The sequence below is a fragment of the Micromonospora sp. NPDC051006 genome, assembly GCF_044456245.1.
Classification (GTDB): Bacteria; Actinomycetota; Actinomycetes; order Mycobacteriales; family Micromonosporaceae; genus Micromonospora.
Genome location: NZ_JBITFP010000036.1, coordinates 13,305 through 34,577 on the forward strand (window position 1 = coordinate 13,305; position 21,273 = coordinate 34,577).

Here is a 21,273-nt window from a genome sequence, read left to right on the forward strand (position 1 = left end):
GCCCGGCCCCGGGAGCGGCGGGTGGCCGCGCCCCCCCCCCCGGCGCGCGCCCCCCCCCCCCCCCCCCCCCCCCCCCCCCCCCCCCCCCCCCCCCCCCCCCCCCCGGAGGGAGGAGGCAGGTTCGTGTCGGTTACGACGTCTCGGCGAGCGTCACGGTTGCCGTCGACTCGGCGCCGTTCCGCTTGTACTGCACCTCGACCCGGTCGCCCACCTTGCCGGCCTGCACGGCGCCGACCAGGTCGTCCGAGTCGTTGATTACCTTGTCGCCGAACCGGGTGATGACGTCACCCCGCTGCAGGCCCGCCTTCTCGGCCGGGCTGCCCTGGGTGACCGCCGCGACCAGCGCGCCGCCGCCCTCGGCCATGTTCACGCTGACCCCGAGCGACGGGTGGCTGACCTTCTCGCCCCGCTGGAGCTTCCCCGCGACGTCCTTGGCCTTGTTGCTCGGGATGGCGAATCCGACGCCGATGTTGCCGGTGCTCTGCCCGGAGGTGGCGATCGCGGTGTTGATGCCGATCACCTCGCCCCGGGTGTTGACCAGCGCGCCGCCGGAGTTGCCCGGGTTGATCGGGGCGTCGGTCTGCAGCAGCCCGGCGATAGAGGACGCGGCCTGACGCGGGTCCTGCTGCTGCTGGCCGCCCTCGCCGGCCTGGATGGTGCGCTCCCGGGCGCTGAGGATGCCGGCGGTGACCGAGCCCTGCAGGCCCAGCGGGCTGCCCAGCGCGAGTACCTGGTCGCCGACCTGCATCGCGTCGCTGTCACCGAAGGTGGCCGGCTTCAGGCCGCTCACCCCGTTGGCCTTCACCACCGCGAGGTCGGTCTTCGGGTCGGTGCCCTTGATCTGCGCCTCGGCGGTCTTGCCGTCGGCGAAGACCACCCGGACGGTGTCACCGCTGGCCGAGGCGACCACGTGGTTGTTGGTGAGCACGTAGCCGTCGGCGCTGAGGATCACGCCGGAACCCTCGCCGTTGTCGGTGGCGATGGATACGACGCTGTCCTGTACCGAGGCGGCGATCCGCGGCAGGTCGGCGCCGTTGATCACCGGGGCGGCCGAGTAGGTGCGGGTGATGCCGCCGCCGTCGCCGTCGATGGCGAGCGCGAGCGCTCCACCGGCGACACCGGAGCCGAGCATCAGGGCGAACATCGCGACGCCGGCGCCGGCGAACTTCGCCACCCGGCTCGGCCGGGGCCCGGCGGGGTTGGCGTGGGCGGCCGGCGCCCAGGGCGGCACGGGCTGACCGGGGTGCGGCGCGTGCGACTGCCCGTACGCACCCGGCTGCCCCCCGCTGGCCCAGCCGGACTGCTGAGTCGGGTACCAGTGGCCGCCCGCCGGCTGCGGGTACCCGTGCGGGCCGGAGACCGGCTGGCCGTGCGGGCCGGAGACCGGCTGGCCGTGCGGGCCGGAGACGGGCTGGCCGTGCGGGCCGGACACCGGCTGGCCGGAGACCGGGTGACCGGAGTGGGTCGGCGTGGTCGCCGGCGGCTGCCAGCCGCCGGTGGGGGCGGCCGGGTAGCCGGCGGGGGTCGTGGCGACCGGCACGGTCGGGTCGGCGTCCCGGTCGGTGTCGGGCGTGGCGGGGGCGTCCGCGCGGGTGGGCTCCGGGGTGGCGGAGGCGCCGGCGCCGGTCGCGGGGGTCTGGTCGGCGTTCCCGGCGACCGGGCCGGCGGAGGCCAGCTCGGTGGTCGGGTCGCTGCTCGCGGAGTCGGACTGCGCGCGCTCGACGCGTGGCAGCTCGGCGGTGGGGTGCGCCGGCTCGGCGTCGGTGGGGGCCGGCCGGTGCTGCTGCGGATCAGACTCGTACTCGGTCATGGATCCACCTTCTCCCCTGGCACTGCGACCAGCCTGGAACGGGGCTGGAAGTTGGCTGAAAGTCACTCGCCGCCCTCGTCGGCTTCCGGCAGCAACGGCAGCCGGACCCGGAAGGTGGCCCCGCCGCCCGGGGTCTCCACCACCTCGACCATGCCGTGGTGCGCGCCCACCAGTGCGGCCACGATGGCCAGGCCGAGGCCGGTGCCGGTGTTGCCGTCGGCCCGGCGGGTACGGGCCGCATCGGCACGGTAGAACCGCTCGAAGACCCGCTCGGCCTGCTCCGGGGAGAGCCCGGGGCCGGTGTCGGCCACCTCCAGCACCGCCAGGTTGCCGGGTTCGGCCCGCAGCCGCAGGGTGACCGAGGCGTCCGGCGGAGTGTGGGTGAGGGCGTTGGTCATCAGGTTGCCGATCACCTGCCGCAGCCGGGCGTCGTCCCCGTAGACCACCAGCGGGCCGGAGCCGCGGGCGATCTCCAGCTCGATCCGCCGCTCCGGCGCGACCACGCGGGCGGCCTGCACGGCTTCGCTGGCGAGCACCGGCAGCTCGACCGGGACCAGCGTGATGGGCCGCTCCCGGTCCAGCCGGGCGAGCAGCAGCAGGTCCTCCACCAGAAGTCCCATCCGCGCCGCCTCGTCCTCGATGCGGCGCAGCAGCCCGGCGGTCTGCTCCGGGGCTCGGGCGGCCCCCTGCCGGTACAGCTCGGCGAAGCCGCGGATGGTGGTCAGCGGCGTACGCAGCTCGTGCGAGGCGTCCGCGACGAACTGCCGCATCCGCTCCTCCGACCGCCGGGCGCGTGCCTCGGAGGCCTGCGCGGAGACGGCCGCGTCCCGGGCGGCGACCTCGGCCGAGCGGGCGGCGGTCTCCGAGGCGGCCCGGGCGGTGAAGGCCGCCTCGATCTGGGTCAGCATCGCGTTCAGCGCGCGGGACAGCCGACCCAGCTCCGAGGTGGGGCACTCCTGCCCCTCCTCCGGGTCGGGCACCCGCCGGCTCAGGTCGCCGCCGGCGATGGCGGCGGCGGTCCGTTCGATCTCCACCAGCGGTTTCAGGCTGGTCCGTACGATCGCGGCGCCGATCGAGGCGAGCAGGATCAGCACCGACCCGCCGACCAGCAGGTCGATCCAGACCAGACGCTGCACCGCCCGGTCGACGTCGGTGAGCGGCTGCCCGACCGCCAGCACCTCGTCCTGCGGGAGGGCCGTGTAGTACACCCGCCACCGGGTGCGGCCGTCCTGCGAGGTGGCGTTGAACGGCTCCCCCTCCCGGGCGGCGAACCCCGCCACGTCGGTGGGGAACCGGGGCAGTTGCTGCGGATCCAGCGAGATGTCGTCGTAGCTGGGCTGCGACACCGAGTTCGGGCCGGCGATCACCACGACGTAGTCGCTGGGCAGCATCGCGTTGACCTGGCGGGCACGTAGCGCCGGGATGAGCGGGGCCAGGGTCTGGCTGGCGCTCTGCAGTTGCCCGTCCACCTGACCGACCAGGTAGCTGCGGAGGAAGAAGGTGGTCAGCGAGCTGATTACCAGGAGGGCGGCGGCGACCAGGGCCAGCACCGCGGTGACCAGCTTCACCCGCAGCGGTACGCTCCGCAGTCGCCCCTTCGCCTGTGCGACCGCGTTCACGCCGCCGGCTTGCGCAGTACGTATCCCACTCCGCGCAGGGTGTGGATCAGCCGGGGCTGGGTGGTGTCCACCTTGCGCCGCAGGTAGGAGATGTACGACTCGACGATGTTGTCGTCGCCGCGGAAGTCGTAGTTCCAGACGTGGTCGAGGATCTGCGCCTTGGAGAGCACCCGGTTGGCGTTGAGCATCAGGTAGCGCAGCAGCTTGAACTCGGTCGGCGACAGCTGCACCCGCTGGCCGGCCCGGTAGACCTCGTGGGTCTCCTCGTCCAGCTCCAGGTCGGCGAAGGTGAGCCGGGAGGGCGCCGGCTCGCCGCTGCTGGTGCGGCGCAGCACCGCCCGGATCCGGGCGGTCAGCTCCTCCAGGCTGAACGGCTTGGTGACGTAGTCGTCGCCACCCAGGGTCAGGCCGCGGATCTTGTCGTCGGTGGCGTCCCGGGCGGTCAGGAAGACGACCGGGGTGCGGGTGCCACCCTCGCGGAGCATCCGGATGACCTCGAACCCGTCCAGGTCGGGCAGCATCACGTCGAGCACCACCAGGTCGGGCCGATGGTCCTTGGCGGCGTTGAGCGCCGCGCTGCCGCTGGTCGCGGTGGCCACATCGAAGCCCGCGAACCGCAGGCTCGCGGAGAGCAGTTCGAGGATGTTGGGGTCGTCCTCGACGACGAGCAGTCGCGCCTCGGTCTGGGTAGCCGGCATGGCCCCCATCTTCCGCGCTCCGGCTGCGCCCGCGCTGGACGCTCCCTGGAAAAAGGCTGTGAGCCGCCGGGGTGCCAGGCCGGCCCTCTCAACGCTCGTCGAGATCCTGCCGGATCAGGCCGGCTGGGGCAACGGCCGGGCCGGTCAGCGCAGCAGCCGGCGGAGCCCCTCCAGCGCGCCGTCGATCAACCGGATCGCGGTACGCAGCTGGGAGTCGCTGAACCGGCGGGCCCGGACCAGCCGACCCACCTCGGTGGTGAAGGCGGCCAACCGCTGGTCGAACTCGGCGAGCAGGCCCGCCTCGTTGCTCATCCCCGGCCGGGGTTCCGACCCGGGGCCGAACTGACCCGATCCGGGTTCCGCCGGGCCGAACGGCGGCCCGGCGGGGAAGGGCGAGGTGTCCCAGCGGTTCCGCCGAGTCTGCCGCGTCTGCCGGGCGGCCTCCCGCAGCTCCCGCTTGAGGTCGCGGACCGAACCGCGTACCTCGGTCTGGATCTCCCCCGCGAGGCTGGAGAGGTCCTGCACCGAGGCGGCGATGTCGGACTCCAAGGTGGCCAGCTCGTCCGCCCGCTGGCGCAACTCGCCCCGGCCCGCATCGGTGATCTCGTAGGTCTTGCGGCCGCCGGCGGCGGTGTGGCTGACCAGCCCTTCCGCCTCCATCCGCTGGAGCCGGGGGTAGATCGTGCCGGCGCTGGGCGCGTAGAGACCGAGGAAGCGATCCTCCAACAGCCGGATCAGCTCGTAGCCGTGCTTCGGCCCGTCGTCGAGGAGCTTGAGCAGGTAGAGCCGGAGCCGTCCGTGACTGAAGACGGCCGTCATCGCAGCTCATCCTCCTCGTCGTCGTCGCCCACCGGACGGGCGAGCAACGCGATGCTGCCGGACGTGGCGGATGCCCAGAGCTTACCTTCGCCGGCCCCGATGACCCCCTCGCTGCTGGTCACCGAGCCGATCGCCGACTCCGTACGCACCTGGGGGAAGCCGCTGGTGATCCGGCCGGCGGTGGTGTGCAGCCGGACGGCGAGGTCACTGTCCTCGCGGACCCGGACGGTGATGCTGCCCGAGATGGTGTGCAGCCGGATCTCGCTGCGCCGAGGGTTGTCCAGGTCGCAGGTGATCGAGCCGGAGACGGTCTGCGCGCGGACCTGCCCGGCCGCGCTGTCGGCCAGGATCACCTCGCCGGAGACCGTCTGCATGCTGAGCTCGCCGGCCACGCCGAGCGCCTCCACCGGCCCGGAGACGATCTTAGCCGAGGTTTCGCCGCGCAGCGCCATCAGGGTGATCTGGCCGGAGGTGACGTCGACGCGGGTCTGCCGGCGCAGACCCGAGACGACCAGCGAGCCGTCCACCAGGCGCAGGTCGGCCGCCACCTCGGCGGGAACCGCGATCGAGACGTCCACCCGGGGCCACCGGCCGAACGGCCCGATCCACCAGAGCAGGTCCGACCAGCGCCGGGTCCGCTCCTGCCGGACGGAGAGCCACCCGTCCTGGTGCTCGACCAGGACCGGCCGGCGCCCCACCCGGGTGATGTCGACCCGGGCCGGCCCGTCGGTGGCGACCACGTTCAGCCGCCCGCTGAACAGCCGCACTTCCAGCCGGCTGACCGGGCCGTCGAGTGTGAGCCGCTGCGGGCTGTCGACCGTCCAACCGGTCATGGCGTCCTCCCCTCGGGACACGCCCACGGCGCGTCCGACGGGACGAACAGTAACGCGATACATCGCGACAGCACAAGACTGTCGCGATGTCGTCAGGCCGCCAGGTCGAGCTCCTGAGCCGGGCCCTCCGGCACGAGCAGGCTGGGCAACGGGACCGGCTCGCCGGTCGAGGGCGGCGGGACCACGGGCATCGCGGGCACCAGGTGCACGGCCGACTCGGCGGCCCGGGCGAGCCGCCGACGGTCCGCGCCCCGGGCCGGGTGCAGCGCGGCGGCGACGGTCACAGTGACCTCCAGCTCCCGGGCCGCGACCACCCGGCGCACCGAGCGCAGCAGGGTCTCCTCGCCGAGGAACGCGGCGGCCGTGGTGCCTGCCCCGGTCGCCGCGCTGCGGTAGCCGATGCGCAACGGCACGACCGGCGCGCCGGCGTCGACCGCCGCCTGGAACATCGCCGGCCGGAAGCCGCCGCCCGGACGGCAGTCACGCGCGCCGTCCCCGGCGCACCAGGTCGTGCCCTCCGGGAAGACCGCGACCGCCCGGCCGGCGCGCAGCGCGTCGGCGACCCGGCGCACGGTGACCGGCAGTTGCCGCGGCCGGGACTTGTCCACGAAGACCGTGCCCGCCGCGGCGGCCACCTGCCCGACCAGCGGCCAGGCGCGGACCTCCCGCTTCGCCACCATCCGGGCCGGCGCGACCGCCAGCACCGCGAGGATGTCCAGCCAGGAGACGTGGTTGGCGACCAGCAGCGCCCGCCGCCGGGGCAACCGGCCGCGGACCACCAGACGTACCCCGAAGGCTCGGGCGGTCCCCCGGGCCCAGGCCCGCACCGCGGCCTGGCCGTCCGCGGTGGGCAGCACCGGCAGCAGCGCGGCCAGCAGGGCCCCGAGCAGCAGCATCCCGGCCCCGGCGAGCAGCCGGCCCAGCCGCACCGCCGGCGGGACCACCGGCACCTCGCCGGCCGCCGGCAGGCACTGCTCGTCACAGCCGGACGAGGGACGCCAGAGGTCGTACGGGACGGCGCTCATGCCTGCTCCCCCAGGAAGTGCCGCAGGTACCGCGGGTTCATCCGGTCCAGCGAGAAGAGCACGTAGAAGTCCGCGCAGTCGAAGTCCGGGTCGTACGCCGGCTCGCCGCAGATCCACGCGCCGAGCCGCAGGTAGCCGCGCAGCAGCGGCGGCACCGCGGCCCGGCCGGCCGGCTCGGCGTGGCCGGCCGCCGGGTCGACGGCGGCGGCCGGCTCGGCGAACCAGGGCCGCAGCGGGCGGACCCGCAGCGGCGGCGGCGCGAGGTGGCGGGCCTGCGCCTGGGCCCACACCTCGGCCACCGCCCGGCCACCGTCGGTCACCGGCACCGAGGCGCAGCCGCCGAGCCAGCGCGAGCCGCGCAGGTGCAGGTAGCGGGTGATGCCGGCCCACATCAGGTTGATCACCGCACCGGTGCGGTGGTCCGGGTGGACGCAGGAGCGGCCCGCCTCGACCAGGTCGTCGCGGAGCGGGTCGAGGGCCGCGAGGTCGAACTCGGCCTCGGCGTACCGGCGATCGGTGCGGCCGGGCGGCAGCAGCCGGTACGTGCCGACCACGTCGCCGGTGCTCTCCTGCCGGACGATCAGGTGGTTGCAGTACGGGTCGAACGGGTCCACGTCCAGCCCGTCGACGCCCGGGTGCAGGGTGGCGCCGAGCTCGGTGGCGAACACCTCGTGGCGCAGGCGTTGCGCGGCCGCGACCGCGGTCGGGTCGTCGGCGATCAGCAGGGTGTAGCCGCTGGTCGTCAGGGGTGCCCCAGCGGCGTGCAGAACGGCCATGGGATCTGTGTAGGGCCCCCGGGTTGCCAACCACACGGCGAGGAGTGTCGATCCGGTGAACGCCGGTCGGCGGCCCGTGTACGCAGGCCGGATCGAGTCGTGCGAGGCTGCCGGGCGGGCCCCGGCGACGACGCCGGCCCCCCGCCCACCCGGAGGTCGCCGATGCGCATCGAATCCCGCTACAACGGGCCGCCCGGCTCCGGCAACGGCGGCTGGAGCGCCGGTGTCTTCGCCGCGGCCGCGGGCGGCGCGGGACCGGTCGAGGTGACGCTGCGCCGGCCGCCGCCGCTGGACACCCCGCTGGTCCTGGCCGACGGCGAGGTCCGCGACCCGGCCGGGCAGGTGGTCGCCGAGGTACGCCCGGCGGACCGGTTCGACGCGGTGGTGCCGCCGGTGGACCCCTGCACGGCGACCGACGCGTCGGCGGCGTACCCCGGGCTGGTCGACCACCCCTTCCCCGGCTGCTTCGTCTGCGGCCCCCGCCGGCCGGACGGGCTGCGGATCTTTCCCGGCCGGCTGCCGGACGGCCGGACCGCCGCGCCGTTGCGGGCACCCGAGCAGGTCAGTCTGGCCACGGTCTGGGCGGCGCTGGACTGCCCGGGCGGCTGGGCCGTGATCGCCCCCGGCCGGCCGTACGTGCTGGGCCGGATCGCCGCGCTGGTCGACGCGCTGCCCGAGCCGGGCGACGAGTGCGTGGTGACCGGCGTCGCCGTCGGCGTCGAGGGCCGCAAGGCCCGGGTGCACACCAGCCTGTACGGACCGGACGGCTCGCTGCTGGCCAGCGCCCGGGCGACCTGGGTGGCGTTGCCGCCCGGCGCGGCCTGATCGGCGGCGCGCCCGTCGTCCCTGAGGATGAGTGGGGTCCTGCCTGAGGCGGAGGCGAAAGTACCGACCGCGCCTGATTGACCTTGTTGCGCTCGCCCGCCACGCTGTGCAACGGCGTACCTCGACGCCACCCGCACGGGAGGAGAACGATGTCTGACGGGCAGCGAAGCCCCACCAGCGACGGTCAGATCGTGGTGTCCGGCCTGACGAAGCAGTACAAGAACGTCAGGGCGGTCAACAACCTGTCCTTCACTGTCGAGCCGGGTCGGGTGACCGGCTTCCTCGGCCCGAACGGCGCCGGCAAGACGACCACCCTGCGCATGCTGCTGAACCTGGTCACGCCGACCAGCGGCACGGCCACCATCAGCGGCGCCCGGTACGCCGACCTGGTCGAGCCGTTGCGGCACGTCGGCGCGGTGCTGGAGGCGTCCAGCGCGCACAAGGGCCGCACCGGCATCAACCACCTGCGGGTGATCTGCGCGGCGGCCGGGCTGCCGAAGCAGCGGGCCGACGAGGCGCTCGCCCTGGTCGGGCTGACCCCGGCCGCGAAGCGCAAGTTCAAGGGCTACTCGCTGGGCATGAAGCAGCGGCTCGGCATCGCCGCCGCGATGCTCGGCGACCCCCGGGTGCTGATCCTCGACGAGCCGGCCAACGGCCTGGACCCGGAGGGGATCCGGTGGATGCGCGGGTTCCTGAAGAACCTGGCCCACGAGGGGCGGACGGTGCTGGTCTCCAGCCACCTGCTGTCCGAGATGCAGCTGCTCGCCGACGACGTGGTGATCATCGCGGCCGGGCAGCTGGTCCGGCAGGGCCCCGTCGACCAGGTAATCGGTTCGATGGCGCAGGGTGGCCGGGTCCGGGTCCGCACCCCGCAGGTCGAGGCGCTCACCACCGCGCTCAAGGGCCAGTCGGCCACCGTCGACACCGACGAGCAGGGCACCCTGCTGGTCTCCGGGGTGGACGCTCCGGCGATCGGCCGGGCGGCCCTGGCCGCCGGGGTCGAGCTGCACGAACTCACCACGGAACGCCCCGACCTGGAAGGCGTCTTCCTGGAGCTGACGGCCGGAAAGGCGGGCATCCGATGAACCTGGTCCGAGCCGAACTGACCAAGATCCGTACCACCAGCACCTGGTGGATCTTCGCGCTGATCTCGCTGCCGCTCTGGGCGCTCACCCTGCTGATCAACTGGCTCCAGGCCGACACGCTGACCAACGGGGATCTCGGCGAGGTGCCGCCCGACCAGGTCGACACCCTGGCGGCGGCGGCCCACCCGGACGCGCTGTCGGCGAACCTCTTCACCACCGGGCAGTTCTTCGGCCTGCTCATCGTGATGCTGCTCGGCATCATCGTGGTGACCAGCGAGTTCTTCCACCAGACGGTGACCACCACGTTCCTCACCTCGCCGCACCGCAGCGCGGTGATGGCCGCCAAGCTGGCCGCCGCGGCCCTGCTGGCGCTGCTCTTCTGGGTGGTCACCACCGGGCTCAACCTGATCGCCGGGGCGGCCGTCCTCAACGCCGTAGGCGTCGGATCGCAGCTCGACAACGCCGCGGCCTGGGAGGCGATCGGGCTCAACGGCCTGGCGTACCTGCTCTGGGGGATCCTGGGCGTCGGCCTCGGCGTGCTGATCCGCAGCCAGATCGGCGCCACGGTCACCGGCATCCTGCTCTACCTCGGCGGCACGATCGGCGCGGCGATCGCCATCAGCATCCTGGCCACCCGGTTCGGCGACTGGATCAACGATCTTCAGCTGCTGGTGCCGTCGCTGGCGTCGTCGCTGATGGTCACCGGCGCCGAGATCCCGGGCAACCCGCCGCGCTGGGCGGGCGCCGTCGTGCTGATCGGGTACGCGGTGGTCGCCGGCGTGGTCGGCAGCCTGACCCTGCGCCGGCGCGACATCTCCTGACCGGCGCATTCGCGCTGGTCACGACGGCCCCGGGGTGGTGGTGGCACGCCACCGCCCCGGGGCCGTCGCGCATAGCAGGAGTCAATGGGACGCGCAGCGCTTACTGAACTTCTGGCATCTTCTGTGAAACGGACCACCCGACGGAGGCGGAAATGCCTGCGGGATCTGTACGGCGTAGCCTTGGAGCCGTCTCGTGCGGGCCCGGGAATCGGGGCCGCCGGGGATCCGCGTGACACCCAGAACCCGCGTGAAAGAGGCGATTAGCGGCCGTGTCGACCCAGCAGACATCGCAGGAGAACCCACTGGCGGGTTTCGGCCCGAACGAGTGGATCGTCGAGGACATGTACCAGCGCTACCTCGCCGACCCCAAGAGCGTCGACTCGGCCTGGCACGACTTCTTCGCCGACTACCGGCCGGCACCCGGCGCCGGCACTCCGCGACCGGACGGCCAGCCGGACACCGCCGCCGCGCCGGAGCCCGCGGAGCAGCAGGAGGCGGTGGCCACGGTCGCCCAGCCCGAGGCGCCGGCACCGGCCCGGCCCGAGCCCGCCAAGGCCGCCAAGGCCGCGCCGCCCGCCAAGGCCGCCGCGCCCGCCGCGCCGGCCAAGGCCGCTCCCGCCAAGCCGGCGGCGGCGGCCAAGGCAGCGGCACCGGCCAAGGCGGCGGCCAAGCCGGCCACCGCGCCGACCGCCACCGGCCCGCAGACCACCCCGCTGCGCGGCGTCGCCGCGAAGATCGTCCAGAACATGGACGCCTCGCTGAGCGTGCCGACCGCGACCAGCGTGCGCGCGGTCCCGGCCAAGCTGCTGGTGGACAACCGCATCGTGATCAACAACCACCTCGCCCGCGGGCGCGGTGGCAAGGTCAGCTTCACCCACCTCATCGGCTACGCGATGGTCCGGGCGCTGGTCCAGCACCCGGAGATGAACAACTCCTACGCCCAGGTCGACGGCAAGCCGGCGGTGGTCCGCCCGGAGCACGTCAACCTCGGCATCGCCATCGACCTGGTCAAGCCGGACGGCACTCGCAACCTGGTGGTCCCCTCCATCAAGGCCTGCGAGCAGATGGACTTCCGGCAGTTCTGGCAGGCGTACGAGGACGTGGTCCGCCGGGCTCGGCGCAACGAGCTGACCATGGAGGACTACGGCGGCACCACCATCTCGCTGACCAACCCCGGCGGTATCGGCACGGTGCACTCGATGCCGCGGCTCATGCAGGGGCAGAGCGCGATCATCGGCGTCGGCGCGATGGAATATCCGGCGCCGTACCAGGGGATGTCCGAGGCCACCCTGGCCGAGCTGGCGGTCAGCAAGGTCATCACGCTGACCAGCACCTACGACCACCGGATCATCCAGGGCGCGCAGTCCGGCGAGTTCCTCAAGGTCATGCACGAGCTGATCCTGGGCGAGCACGGCTTCTACGACGAGATCTTCACCTCGCTGCGGATCCCGTACGAGCCGGTGCGCTGGGTGCGTGACGTCGCGGTCAACTCCGAGGGTCAGATCAACAAGACCGCCCGGGTGCACGAGCTGATCCACGCCTACCGGGTGCGCGGTCACCTGATGGCCGACACCGACCCGCTCGAGTTCACCATCCGCAAGCACCCCGACCTGGACGTGCTCCAGCACGGGCTGACCCTGTGGGACCTCGACCGCGAGTTCCCGGTCAACGGCTTCGCCGGCAAGCGGCGGATGAAGCTGCGCGAAATCCTCGGCGTGCTGCGCGACTCGTACTGCCGGCGGGTGGGCATCGAGTACATGCACATCCAGGACCCGGAGGAGCGGCGCTGGATCCAGGAGCGGATCGAGCGCAAGTACACCAAGCCCGCCCCGGACGAGCAGAAGCACGTGCTCAACCGGCTCAACGCCGCCGAGGCGTTCGAGACCTTCCTGCAGACCAAGTACGTCGGCCAGAAGCGCTTCTCGCTGGAGGGCGGCGAGTCGCTGATCCCGCTGCTCGGCGAGGTGCTGGAGTGCTCCGCCGAGGGCGGGCTCGACGAGGTCGTCATCGGGATGGCGCACCGGGGCCGGCTCAACGTGCTCGCGAACATCGTCGGCAAGCCGTACGAGAAGATCTTTTCCGAGTTCGAGGGGCACCTGGACCCGCGCTCGACGCAGGGCTCCGGCGACGTGAAGTACCACCTGGGCCAGAACGGCAAGTTCACCACCCCGGACGGCGGGCACTCGGTCAAGGTCTCCGTGGTGGCTAACCCGTCGCACCTGGAGGCGGTCGACCCGGTGCTGGAGGGCATCGTCCGGGCCAAGCAGGACCGGATCGACCTCAAGCTGGAGGGCTACACCGTGCTGCCGCTGGCGGTGCACGGTGACGCCGCCTTCGCCGGGCAGGGCGTGGTCGCCGAGACGCTCAACCTGTCGCAGCTGCGGGGCTACCGCACCGGCGGCACCGTGCACGTGGTGGTCAACAACCAGGTCGGCTTCACCACCGCCCCGGAATACTCGCGCTCCAGCCTCTACAGCACCGACGTGGCCCGGATGATCCAGGCGCCGATCTTCCACGTCAACGGCGACGACCCGGAGGCCGTGGTCCGGGTGGCCCGGCTGGCCTTCGAGTACCGGCAGGCGTTCAACAAGGACGTCGTGATCGACCTGGTCTGCTACCGCCGGCGCGGGCACAACGAGGGCGACGACCCGTCGATGTCCAACCCGCAGATGTACAAGATCATCGACTCGAAGCGCTCGGTGCGGAAGCTCTACACCGAGGAGCTGATCGGTCGCGGCGACATCACCGTGGAGGACGCGGAGGAGCTGCTGCGCGACTACCAGGCACAGCTGGAGCGGGTCTTCAAGGCCACCCGCGACGCCGCGTCCACGCCCCGGCAGCTCAGCCGGCCCCGCCGCGAGGAGGAGCCGGAGCCGCAGGTCGACACCGCCACCGATCCCGCGGTCGTCCGGGCCATCGGCGAGGCGCACGTCAACCTGCCGGAGGGGTTCACCCCGCACAAGCGGATCCAGCAGCTGCTGGACCGACGGGCCAAGATGTCCGTCGAGGGCAACATCGACTGGGGCTACGGCGAGATCATCGCGTTCGGCTCACTGCTGCACGACGGGGTCACCGTCCGGCTCGCCGGTCAGGACTCCCGTCGTGGCACCTTCGTGCAGCGGCACGCCTCGATCGTCGACGCCCGCACCGGCGACGACTACCTCCCGCTGAAGTCGCTCACCGCCGACGGCGAGCGGTCCCGGTTCTTCGTCCACGACTCGCTGCTCAGCGAGTACGCGGCGATGGGCTTCGAGTACGGCTACTCGGTGGAGAACATCAACGCGCTGGTCGCCTGGGAGGCCCAGTTCGGTGACTTCGTCAACGGCTCCCAGTCGGTGATCGATGAGTTCATCTCCTCCGGCGAGGTCAAGTGGGGCCAGCGCACCGCGGTGACCCTGCTGCTGCCGCACGGGCACGAGGGCCAGGGCCCGGACCACACCTCCGGCCGCCCGGAGCGGTTCCTCCAGCTCTGCGCCGAGGACAACATGCGGGTCTCCATCCCGACCACCCCGGCGAACTACTTCCACCTGCTGCGCCGCCAGGCCCTGTCGCCGAAGCGCAAGCCGCTGGTGGTGTTCACGCCGAAGTCGCTGCTGCGGCACAAGCTCTGCGTCTCCTCGGTCGAGGACTTCACCACTGGCACCTTCCAGCCGGTGCTGGCCGACACCGCGGCCCCTGCGCCGGAGCAGGTGAAGCGGGTGCTGCTCTGCTCGGGCAAGGTCTACTACGACCTGTTCCAGGCCCGGCAGGAGCGGGGGGTGACCGACACCGCGATCCTGCGGATCGAGCAGCTCTACCCGATGCCGGTGGAGGAGATCCGGGCCGCGCTGGCGCAGTACCCGAACGCCGAGGACTTCGCCTGGGTGCAGGAGGAGCCGGCCAACCAGGGCGCCTGGTCGTTCGTCGCGCTCAACCTGCTGGAGCACCTGGCGGATGTGCGGCTGCGCCGGATCTCCCGCCCGGCGGCGGCCGCCCCGGCGGTCGGCTCGGCCAAGATGCACGAGGTCGAGCAGAACGCGCTGATCGAGGCGGCTCTCCCCCGCGCGTGACCTGACCGCACCGTCGAGAGCCGGGGCAGGGCCGTCACCACGGTCCTGCCCCGGCTCCGTCGGTCCACCCGCCCGGCGGAGCCGGGCCGAACACGAGGACGTACCGATGTACTTCACCGACCGTGGCATCGAGGAGCTGGTCGAGCGCCGGGGCGACGAGCAGGTCACCGTCGAGTGGCTCGCCGAGCGCCTGCGCGACTTCGTCGACCTCAACCCCGAGTTCGAGACCCCCATCGAGCGCCTGGCCACCTACCTGGCCCGCCTGGACGACCCCGACGACGACTAACCCCCGGCGCCCAGGCCCCCCGGGCCCCCTGGACCTCGCCGTTGATCAAGAGGTTTGCGTCATCTTTGATCTCCAGACTGCCGCGGATCTCTTGATCATCGGGGAAGGGGTGGGGAAGAGGCGGGGAAGGGGTCGGGGACGGGTGGGGCGAAGGATCCGGGTGGTGGCGGGTGCGATCTTCTAGGGTGGGTGCGTGGCGCGCAGCGTGTATCTGACCAGCGTTGGGTCGGGCGGGGGGAAGTCGACCATCGCCCTCGGCCTGGCCGAGCTGCTCTCCCGCCAGGTCGGACGGATCGGGGTGTTCCGGCCGCTGATCTCCGGCAACGGCCCGGACCCGATCCTCGCCCTGCTCAGCGAGCGCTACCGGATCGACCTGCCGCCGGCCGACCTGGCCGGGGCGACCTACGCCGAGGCCACCACGCTGGTCGCCGACGGCCGCCGGGAGGAGCTGATCTCCCGCATCGTCGAGCGCTACCGGGCGGTGGAGCGGCGCTGCCCGGCGGTGGTCGTGGTGGGCAGCGACTTCGACGACACCGGCGACCCGGCGCGCCCCCGTGAACTGGCGTTCAACGCCCGGCTGGCCACCGAGTTCGGCAGCGTCGTGGTGCCCGTGGTGGACGGCTTCGGCCAGGAACCCGCAGCCGTCGCGGCGGCGGCCCGCGGCGCGTACCACGACCTGGCCGACCTGGGCGCGACCGTGCTCGCCGTGATGGCCAACCGAGTCTCCGGCCCGATGACGCTGCCGGACCTGCCCGTCCCGGCGTACGCCATCCCGGAGGTGCCGAGCGTGTCGGCGCCCACGGTGGCCGAGGTGGCGACGGCGCTGGACGCGACCCTGCTGGCCGGCGACGAGAGCGCGCTCGGCCGGGACGTGCTCGCCTACGTGGTCGGCGCGGCCCACGTGCCGATCCTGCTCGACCACTTGACCCCGGGCGCGCTGATGATCACCCCGGGAGATCGGGCCGACCTGTTGGTGGCGGCGAGTGCCGCGCACGTGGCCGGGCAGGTCTCCCTGGCCGGGCTGGTGCTCACCCTCGGCGAGCAACCGGACCCGCGGGTGATGCGGCTGGTGGAGGAGCTGAACACCGGCCTCGCGGTGCTCTCCGTGCCCACCGACAGCTACGACACGGTGGCCGCGTCCAGCCGGATCGAGGGTCGGCCCAGCGCGGCCAACCCACGCAAGGTCGAGGCCGCGCTCGGCGCCTTCGAACGCTGCGTGGACACCGACGACCTGGCCCGGCGGCTGAGCGTCAGCCGCTCGAACCGGGTCACCCCGTTGATGTTCGAGAACGAGCTGATCGACCGCGCCCGGGCCCGTCCCCGCCGCCTGGTGCTGCCCGAGGGGGCCGAGGAGCGCATCCTGCGCGCGGCGGAGATCCTGCTGCGCCGTGGTGTCGCCGAGCTGACCCTGCTCGGCCGGCCCGACGACATCGCCCGGCGGGCCCGGGAGCTCGGCGTCGACGTCGCCGACGCGCAGGTGGTGGACCCGGTCACCAGCGAGTGGCGCGACGGGTTCGCCGCCGAGTACGCCGGGTTGCGCGCGCACCGGGGAGTCACCGCTGAGCTGGCGCACGACATCGTGGCCCAGCCCAACTACTTCGGCACCATGATGGTGCGCGCCGGACACGCCGACGGCATGGTCTCCGGGGCGACGCACACCACGGCCGCCACCATCCGCCCGGCGTTCGAGATCATCCGTACGCTTCCCGACGTCTCGGTCGCCTCCAGCGTCTTCTTCATGCTGCTCGCCGACCGGGTGCTGGTCTACGGCGACTGCGCGGTCAACCGCGACCCGGACGCCGCCCAGCTCGCCGACATCGCGATCTCGTCGGCGGACACCGCGGCCCGGTTCGGCATCGAGCCGCGGGTGGCGATGCTCTCGTACTCGACGGGCAGCTCGGGTGCGGGCGCCGACGTGGAGAAGGTCGCGGCGGCCACCGCGCTGGTCCGGGAGCGCCGGCCCGAGCTGCTGGTGGAGGGGCCGATCCAGTACGACGCGGCGATCGATCCCGCGGTCGCCGCCACCAAGCTGCCGGGCAGCCCGGTCGCCGGCCGGGCGACGGTGTTCATCTTTCCCGACCTGAACACCGGCAACAACACGTACAAGGCGGTGCAGCGCTCCGCCGGGGCGGTCGCCGTCGGACCGGTGATGCAGGGCCTGCGCCGACCGGTCAACGACCTGTCCCGGGGCGCCACCGTGCCGGACATCGTCAACACGGTGGCGATCACCGCGATCCAGGCCGCCGCGACGGACGGGGAGACCGGATGAGCCGGGTGCTGGTGCTCAACTGCGGGTCGTCATCGGTGAAGTACCGGCTCTACGACGGCGACGAGGTGCGGGACCGGGGCACCGTGGAGCGGATCGGCGAGCCCGGGGGCGGGCCGGTCGACCACGAGACCGCCGTCCGGCAGATCCTCGCCGGGCTCGACCTCACCGACCTGGCCGCGGTGGGCCACCGGGTGGTGCACGGCGGCAAGCGGTTCGGCGAGCCGGTGCTGATCGACGACGAGGTGCTGGCGGCCATCCACGACCTGGTCCCGCTGGCCCCGCTGCACAACCCGCCCAACCTGGCCGGCATCGAGGTGGCCCGGCAGGCGCTGCCCGGCGTGGGGCAGGTCGCGGTCTTCGACACCGCGTTCCACCGCACCCTGCCGGAGGCCGCCGCCACGTACGCGATCGAGCGCGACGTCGCCGAGCGGTACGGCATCCGCCGGTACGGCTTCCACGGCACCTCGCACGCGTTCGTCTCCCGCCGCACCGCCGAGCTGCTCGGCCGGCCGTACGGGGAGTTGAACACCATCACCCTGCACCTGGGCAACGGGGCCAGCGCCTGCGCGGTCTCCGGCGGTCGCAGCGTGGCCACCTCGATGGGCATGTCCCCGCTGGAGGGCCTGGTGATGGGCACCCGCAGCGGCGACCTGGACCCGACCGTCATCTTCCACCTGCGCCGCGAGGGCGGGTTCTCGGTGGACGACATCGACGACCTGCTCAACCACCGCAGCGGGCTGCTCGGGCTGGCCGGGGCGAACGACATGCGCGAGGTGCTGAAGCGCCGGTCGGCCGGCGACCCGGCGGCGGCGCTCGCCTTCGACGTCTACTGCCGGCGGATCACCGGCTACGTGGGGGCGTACTACGCCCTGCTCGGCCGGGTCGACGCGGTCACCTTCACCGCCGGGGTCGGCGAGCACGCCGCCCCGGTGCGCGCCGCCGCCCTGGCCGGCCTGGACCGGCTCGGCATCGTGGTGGACCCGGCGCGCAACGCCGGCGAGGGCGACCGGCTGATCTCACCGGAGGGCGCCGAGGTCGCGGTCTGCGTGATCGGCACCGACGAGGAGGCTGAGATCGCCCGGGCGGCCCGCGAGGTGACCGCCCGGGCGAGCTGACGAGGTTCGGCGACGCCCGCCCGACCGCCGCGGCGGCTCCCGAGCCGGTCGGGTTCAGCCGACCGCGAGCCAGACGGCCAGGGCGAGCAGCACCACCGCGACCACGGCGGCGCCGAGCGCCATCGGCATCCGACTGGCGGTGGCGGCGGGCGCGTCGGCCTCCGCGGGATTGACGAACGCCCGGAACGCCTCGGTGTTGCCGCTCGGGTCGCTGTAGTTCTCAGACATGCAGGTGACCCTAGCGAAGCCTGTCGAGCTCGGCCGTCCCGCGTGGCCGTGGTCCACGGGTCGGACCGGGCGGTGGAGCGGTTCCGGCCGAGAAGGTGGGCGTACCGGAGCCGGACGGTGGGGACGCGACGGGCTGCCGGCCACCTACCGTGGACGCATGGGGGCGAGGCGGCTGGCGGCCGTGCTGGTGACGGCGCTGCTCACCGGCTGCGCGCCGGCCACCGCCGCGACCGGCGGCACGCCCCCGGCGCGCCGGGCACCCGAGGGCACGTACGCCGTCGGCGTGCGCACGTTCACCCTCGACCCGCGCTCGGCGCGCCCCCTGCCGGTGACGGTCTGGTATCCGGCGGCGGGCGGCGCGGTGGCCGCCGGACAGTTCCCGGTGGTGGTCTACAGCCACGGGCTGGACAGCCTGCCGGAGCTGCACGCCGGGCTGACCCGCCGGTGGGCCGCCGCGGGCTTCGTGGTGGCCGCGCCGGCCTACCCGCACACCCGGCGGGGGGCGGCTCACTTCACCCGGGCCGACGTCCGCCACCAGCCGGCCGACGGCTGGCGGGTGATCCGGCACCTGGTCCGGCTCGCCGAGCGCCCGGATGACCCTCTCGCCGGGCACCTCGACGTGACCCGCTTCGCCGCGGCCGGCCACTCGGCCGGCGGCTTCACCACCGCCGGGATGTTCGCCGCCGGGCACTCCACCCGGCTGCGCGCCGGCGTGGTCATCGCCGGCGGCGGACTCGCCGGCAGCTTCGCCGGACCGGCCGCGCCGCTGCTCTTCGTGCACGGCACCGCCGACCCGGTGGTGCCGATGGCGGTGGGCCGCGCCGCGTACGACCGCACCTCCGGGCCGGCTGCGTTCCTCAGCCTGCTCGGGCAAGGCCACGGCGAGTACCTCACCCCCGGCCGCCCGGGCTTCGCCCAGGTCCTCGCCACCACCACCGACTTCCTCCGCTGGACCCTCTACGACGACCCGGCCGCCGCCCGACGCCTCCCCGCCGACGCCCACTCCCCCACCCTCACCACCTACACCTCCCGCCCAACCCCCTAACCCCCTGACCCCCTCCCAGCCCCACCCCGCCCCGCCCCAGCGTGGATCATGCAGTTGTGGTGCTTCGCAAAGTGGACTTGCCATACCTTTACCGGCACCACAACTGCATGATCGACGGGGGTGGGCGGCGGGGTTAGGGTCGCCGGGTGGACGCGGTGGCGGAGCGGCAGTTGGCCAGCATCGGCGAGGTGGTGGCGGTGGCGTCGGCGGCGGGCATCGGGGTGTGGCTGCGCGGCGGCTGGGCGATGGACTTCCATCTCGGCGAGATGACCCGGCCGCACGTCGACGTCGACTGGTACTGCTGGCTGGCCGACGCGGAGCGGCTGGCCACACTGCTGGCCGCGCGCGGTTGGCGGCCCGACCCACGGATGCCGGTCGAGGTGCAGCTCGACCTGTTCCGGGACGACATCGAGGTGAGTTTCGCCTACCTGGCTCGGGACGCGGCGGGGCGGGTCACCGTCGGTGCGGGCCCGTGGGCGGGCACGTCCCTGCCGCAGGGCCTGCTGGACGGACCCCCTGGCCGGATCGGCGACCGTACCGCGCCGATGATCGCCGTCGCCGCTCAGATCGAGTTCAAGGAGATGTACCCGGTCTGGATGCCGGGACGTCCCCGGCGCGCCAAGGACGCCGCCGACCTCTCCCAGTTGCGCGCCTCGCTCCCCGCCCCGAGCTGACGGTGCCATGGGCGGGGGCGAGTTGGCCGCCCAGATCGGCACCCGGCGGCACGGGGCGGACACGGCGGGTGGGTTACCGTCCCGGCGGTCGGGCGATGCGGGCACAATCGATTTCATGTCTCGCCGCCGCGCTCCCGCTCTGCTCGCCGCCACCCTGTTCACGGCCGGCCTGGTGGGTTGCTCCGGGGACGCCCCGGTCACCGAGAACCGCGTCCCGGCCGACCCGCCGCGCAGCGCCACACCGGCTCCCCGGGTACCCGCCGGCACCGCGCCGGCGAAGAGCTTCGCAGTCGGCGTACGGCAGCTGAAGCTGGACCGCGACGGCCGGGCGCTGCCGGTGACCGTCTGGTATCCGGCGACCGGGCGGGCCGGTGGTACGCCGGAGCGCTCCGCGACCGCGGCCGACGGGAAGTTCCCGGTGGTGATGTTCAGCCACGGCCTGGGCGGCCGGCCGGCCGACTACGCCACGCTGCTCACCCGCTGGGCGGCGGCCGGGTTCGTGGTGGCCGCGCCGACCTTTCCGCACACCGCCCGGGGCGCCGACGGCAACGTGCTCGACGTGCTGAACCAGCCGGCCGACGTCTCGTACGTCCTGACCCAGGTGCTGGCGCTGGACGGCAAGGCGGGTGACCCGCTGCGCGGTCGGCTCGCGGGCGACCGGGTGGCGGCGGCCGGGCACTCGGCCGGTGGGGTGACCACCGTCGGTCTCTTCACCGGCGGGCGGGACGAGCGGTTGGACGCCGGCGTGGTGTTCGCGGGTACGTCCCTGGGCGTGGGCACCGCGTTCGCCGGGGCCGCCGCTCCGCAGCTCTTCGTGCACGGCGAGCGGGACGAGGTCGTCGAGTACGCGGCGGGCAAGGCGGTGTACGACGCGGTGCCGTGGCCGAAGGCGATGCTCAGCCTGACCAAGGGCGACCACGGCCGAGCGTTGCTGGCCGACGGCGCGTCGCTGCGCCTGGTCTCGGACACCACGGTCGAGTTCCTGCGCTGGTCGCTCTACGGCGACGCGGCGGCCAAGGGCCGGATCTCCGCCGATGCGGCCCGCGAAGGGCTGGCCACCTTCGACGACCACCTCTGACGACTGCCGCCCCGGCTCAAGATCCGCGCACTTTCCCGGAAAGAGTGGCCTCCCGACGCCGGGAAGCCACTCTTTCCCTGAAGTTGCGCGGATCTTGCGACGCCGGTCGCGGCGCGCGATCCTGCGACGCCGGTCGCGGCGCGCGATCCTGCGACGCCGGTCGCGGCGCGCGATCCTGCGACGCCGGTCGCGGCGCGCGATCCTGCGACGCCGGTCGC

At 73.5% G+C, this 21,273-nt stretch carries 17 protein-coding genes and 2 pseudogenes; 10 read left to right on the top strand and 9 right to left on the bottom strand.

The genetic code is table 11. The annotated features are described in order from the left end of the window. Positions 1-130: 130 nt before the first annotated feature. The 8 genes and pseudogenes from ACIBBA_RS32090 to ACIBBA_RS32125 form a co-directional block, all read right to left on the bottom strand. Positions 131-1,810, bottom strand: a complete 1,680-nt coding sequence (locus tag ACIBBA_RS32090; RefSeq protein WP_396702447.1) for a trypsin-like peptidase domain-containing protein — start codon at positions 1,808-1,810, stop codon at positions 131-133. Positions 1,811-1,872: 62 nt separating this feature from the next. Then, positions 1,873-3,111, bottom strand: a pseudogene (locus tag ACIBBA_RS32095) (sensor histidine kinase); the annotation flags it as partial. A 152-nt stretch (positions 3,112-3,263) separates the two neighbouring features. Continuing rightward, positions 3,264-3,429, bottom strand: a pseudogene (locus tag ACIBBA_RS32100) (two-component sensor histidine kinase); the annotation flags it as partial. After that, on the bottom strand, positions 3,426-4,127 hold the full coding sequence (locus ACIBBA_RS32105; RefSeq protein ID WP_350871692.1) for a response regulator transcription factor: 702 nt from the start codon (positions 4,125-4,127) through the stop codon (positions 3,426-3,428). The gene ACIBBA_RS32105 and the pseudogene ACIBBA_RS32100, both read right to left, overlap by 4 nt. 144 nt (positions 4,128-4,271) lie before the next feature. Further along, positions 4,272-4,946, bottom strand: a complete 675-nt coding sequence (locus ACIBBA_RS32110; protein WP_396702449.1) for a PadR family transcriptional regulator — start codon at positions 4,944-4,946, stop codon at positions 4,272-4,274. Continuing rightward, complete coding sequence (locus tag ACIBBA_RS32115; RefSeq protein WP_396702451.1) at positions 4,943-5,779, bottom strand: DUF4097 family beta strand repeat-containing protein; 837 nt, start codon at positions 5,777-5,779, stop codon at positions 4,943-4,945. Before ACIBBA_RS32115 ends, ACIBBA_RS32110 begins: the two co-directional genes overlap by 4 nt. Before the next feature lie 92 nt (positions 5,780-5,871). Further along, on the bottom strand, positions 5,872-6,804 hold the full coding sequence (locus ACIBBA_RS32120) for a lysophospholipid acyltransferase family protein (RefSeq protein WP_396702453.1): 933 nt from the start codon (positions 6,802-6,804) through the stop codon (positions 5,872-5,874). Next, the gene (locus ACIBBA_RS32125) at positions 6,801-7,580 is read right to left on the bottom strand and encodes a GNAT family N-acetyltransferase (protein ID WP_396702455.1); all 780 of its coding nucleotides are present in this window, start codon (positions 7,578-7,580) and stop codon (positions 6,801-6,803) included. Before ACIBBA_RS32125 ends, ACIBBA_RS32120 begins: the two co-directional genes overlap by 4 nt. 162 nt (positions 7,581-7,742) lie before the next feature. Between ACIBBA_RS32125 and ACIBBA_RS32130 the strand changes: the two genes are divergently transcribed. From ACIBBA_RS32130 to ACIBBA_RS32160, 7 genes are all read left to right on the top strand, one after another. Further along, a complete protein-coding gene (locus tag ACIBBA_RS32130; protein WP_396702457.1) occupies positions 7,743-8,405 on the top strand; it encodes a hypothetical protein in 663 nt (220 codons plus the stop codon). Positions 8,406-8,554: 149 nt separating this feature from the next. Beyond that, positions 8,555-9,490 carry an ABC transporter ATP-binding protein gene (locus ACIBBA_RS32135; protein ID WP_396702459.1) on the top strand — a complete coding sequence of 312 codons (936 nt, stop codon included), beginning with the start codon at positions 8,555-8,557 and terminating at the stop codon, positions 9,488-9,490. Then, positions 9,487-10,311 carry an ABC transporter permease gene (locus tag ACIBBA_RS32140; protein WP_396702461.1) on the top strand — a complete coding sequence of 275 codons (825 nt, stop codon included), beginning with the start codon at positions 9,487-9,489 and terminating at the stop codon, positions 10,309-10,311. The genes ACIBBA_RS32135 and ACIBBA_RS32140 overlap by 4 nt, the downstream gene beginning before the upstream one ends. Positions 10,312-10,580: 269 nt before the next feature. Further along, positions 10,581-14,360 carry a multifunctional oxoglutarate decarboxylase/oxoglutarate dehydrogenase thiamine pyrophosphate-binding subunit/dihydrolipoyllysine-residue succinyltransferase subunit gene (locus ACIBBA_RS32145; protein ID WP_396702463.1) on the top strand — a complete coding sequence of 1,260 codons (3,780 nt, stop codon included), beginning with the start codon at positions 10,581-10,583 and terminating at the stop codon, positions 14,358-14,360. 106 nt (positions 14,361-14,466) lie between these two features. Then, positions 14,467-14,646 (top strand): DUF6104 family protein, encoded by a 180-nt coding sequence (locus ACIBBA_RS32150; RefSeq protein WP_350871677.1) that lies wholly within the window; start codon positions 14,467-14,469, stop codon positions 14,644-14,646. A 193-nt stretch (positions 14,647-14,839) separates the two neighbouring features. After that, positions 14,840-16,915, top strand: coding sequence for a phosphate acetyltransferase (gene pta, locus ACIBBA_RS32155; RefSeq protein WP_396702465.1), 2,076 nt, complete (start codon positions 14,840-14,842; stop codon positions 16,913-16,915). After that, on the top strand, positions 16,912-18,030 hold the full coding sequence (locus tag ACIBBA_RS32160; RefSeq protein WP_396702467.1) for an acetate/propionate family kinase: 1,119 nt from the start codon (positions 16,912-16,914) through the stop codon (positions 18,028-18,030). Before pta ends, ACIBBA_RS32160 begins: the two co-directional genes overlap by 4 nt. 54 nt (positions 18,031-18,084) lie before the next feature. Here ACIBBA_RS32160 and ACIBBA_RS32165 read toward each other — a convergent pair whose 3' ends face one another. Then, a complete protein-coding gene (locus ACIBBA_RS32165; RefSeq protein ID WP_396702469.1) occupies positions 18,085-18,258 on the bottom strand; it encodes a hypothetical protein in 174 nt (57 codons plus the stop codon). A gap of 157 nt (positions 18,259-18,415) precedes the next feature. On the opposite strand from ACIBBA_RS32165, the gene ACIBBA_RS32170 reads away from it, so the two are divergent. The 3 genes from ACIBBA_RS32170 to ACIBBA_RS32180 all read left to right on the top strand — a co-directional run bounded on the left by ACIBBA_RS32170 (position 18,416) and on the right by ACIBBA_RS32180 (position 21,055). Beyond that, positions 18,416-19,303, top strand: a complete 888-nt coding sequence (locus ACIBBA_RS32170) for an alpha/beta hydrolase family protein (RefSeq protein WP_396702471.1) — start codon at positions 18,416-18,418, stop codon at positions 19,301-19,303. A 146-nt stretch (positions 19,304-19,449) separates the two neighbouring features. Further along, entirely contained in the window at positions 19,450-19,977 is a 528-nt protein-coding gene (locus ACIBBA_RS32175; RefSeq protein WP_396702473.1) for a nucleotidyltransferase domain-containing protein, read from the top strand. Between the two features lie 115 nt (positions 19,978-20,092). Then, positions 20,093-21,055, top strand: coding sequence for a chlorophyllase (locus tag ACIBBA_RS32180; protein ID WP_396702475.1), 963 nt, complete (start codon positions 20,093-20,095; stop codon positions 21,053-21,055). The last annotated feature ends 218 nt before the right edge of the window (positions 21,056-21,273 follow it).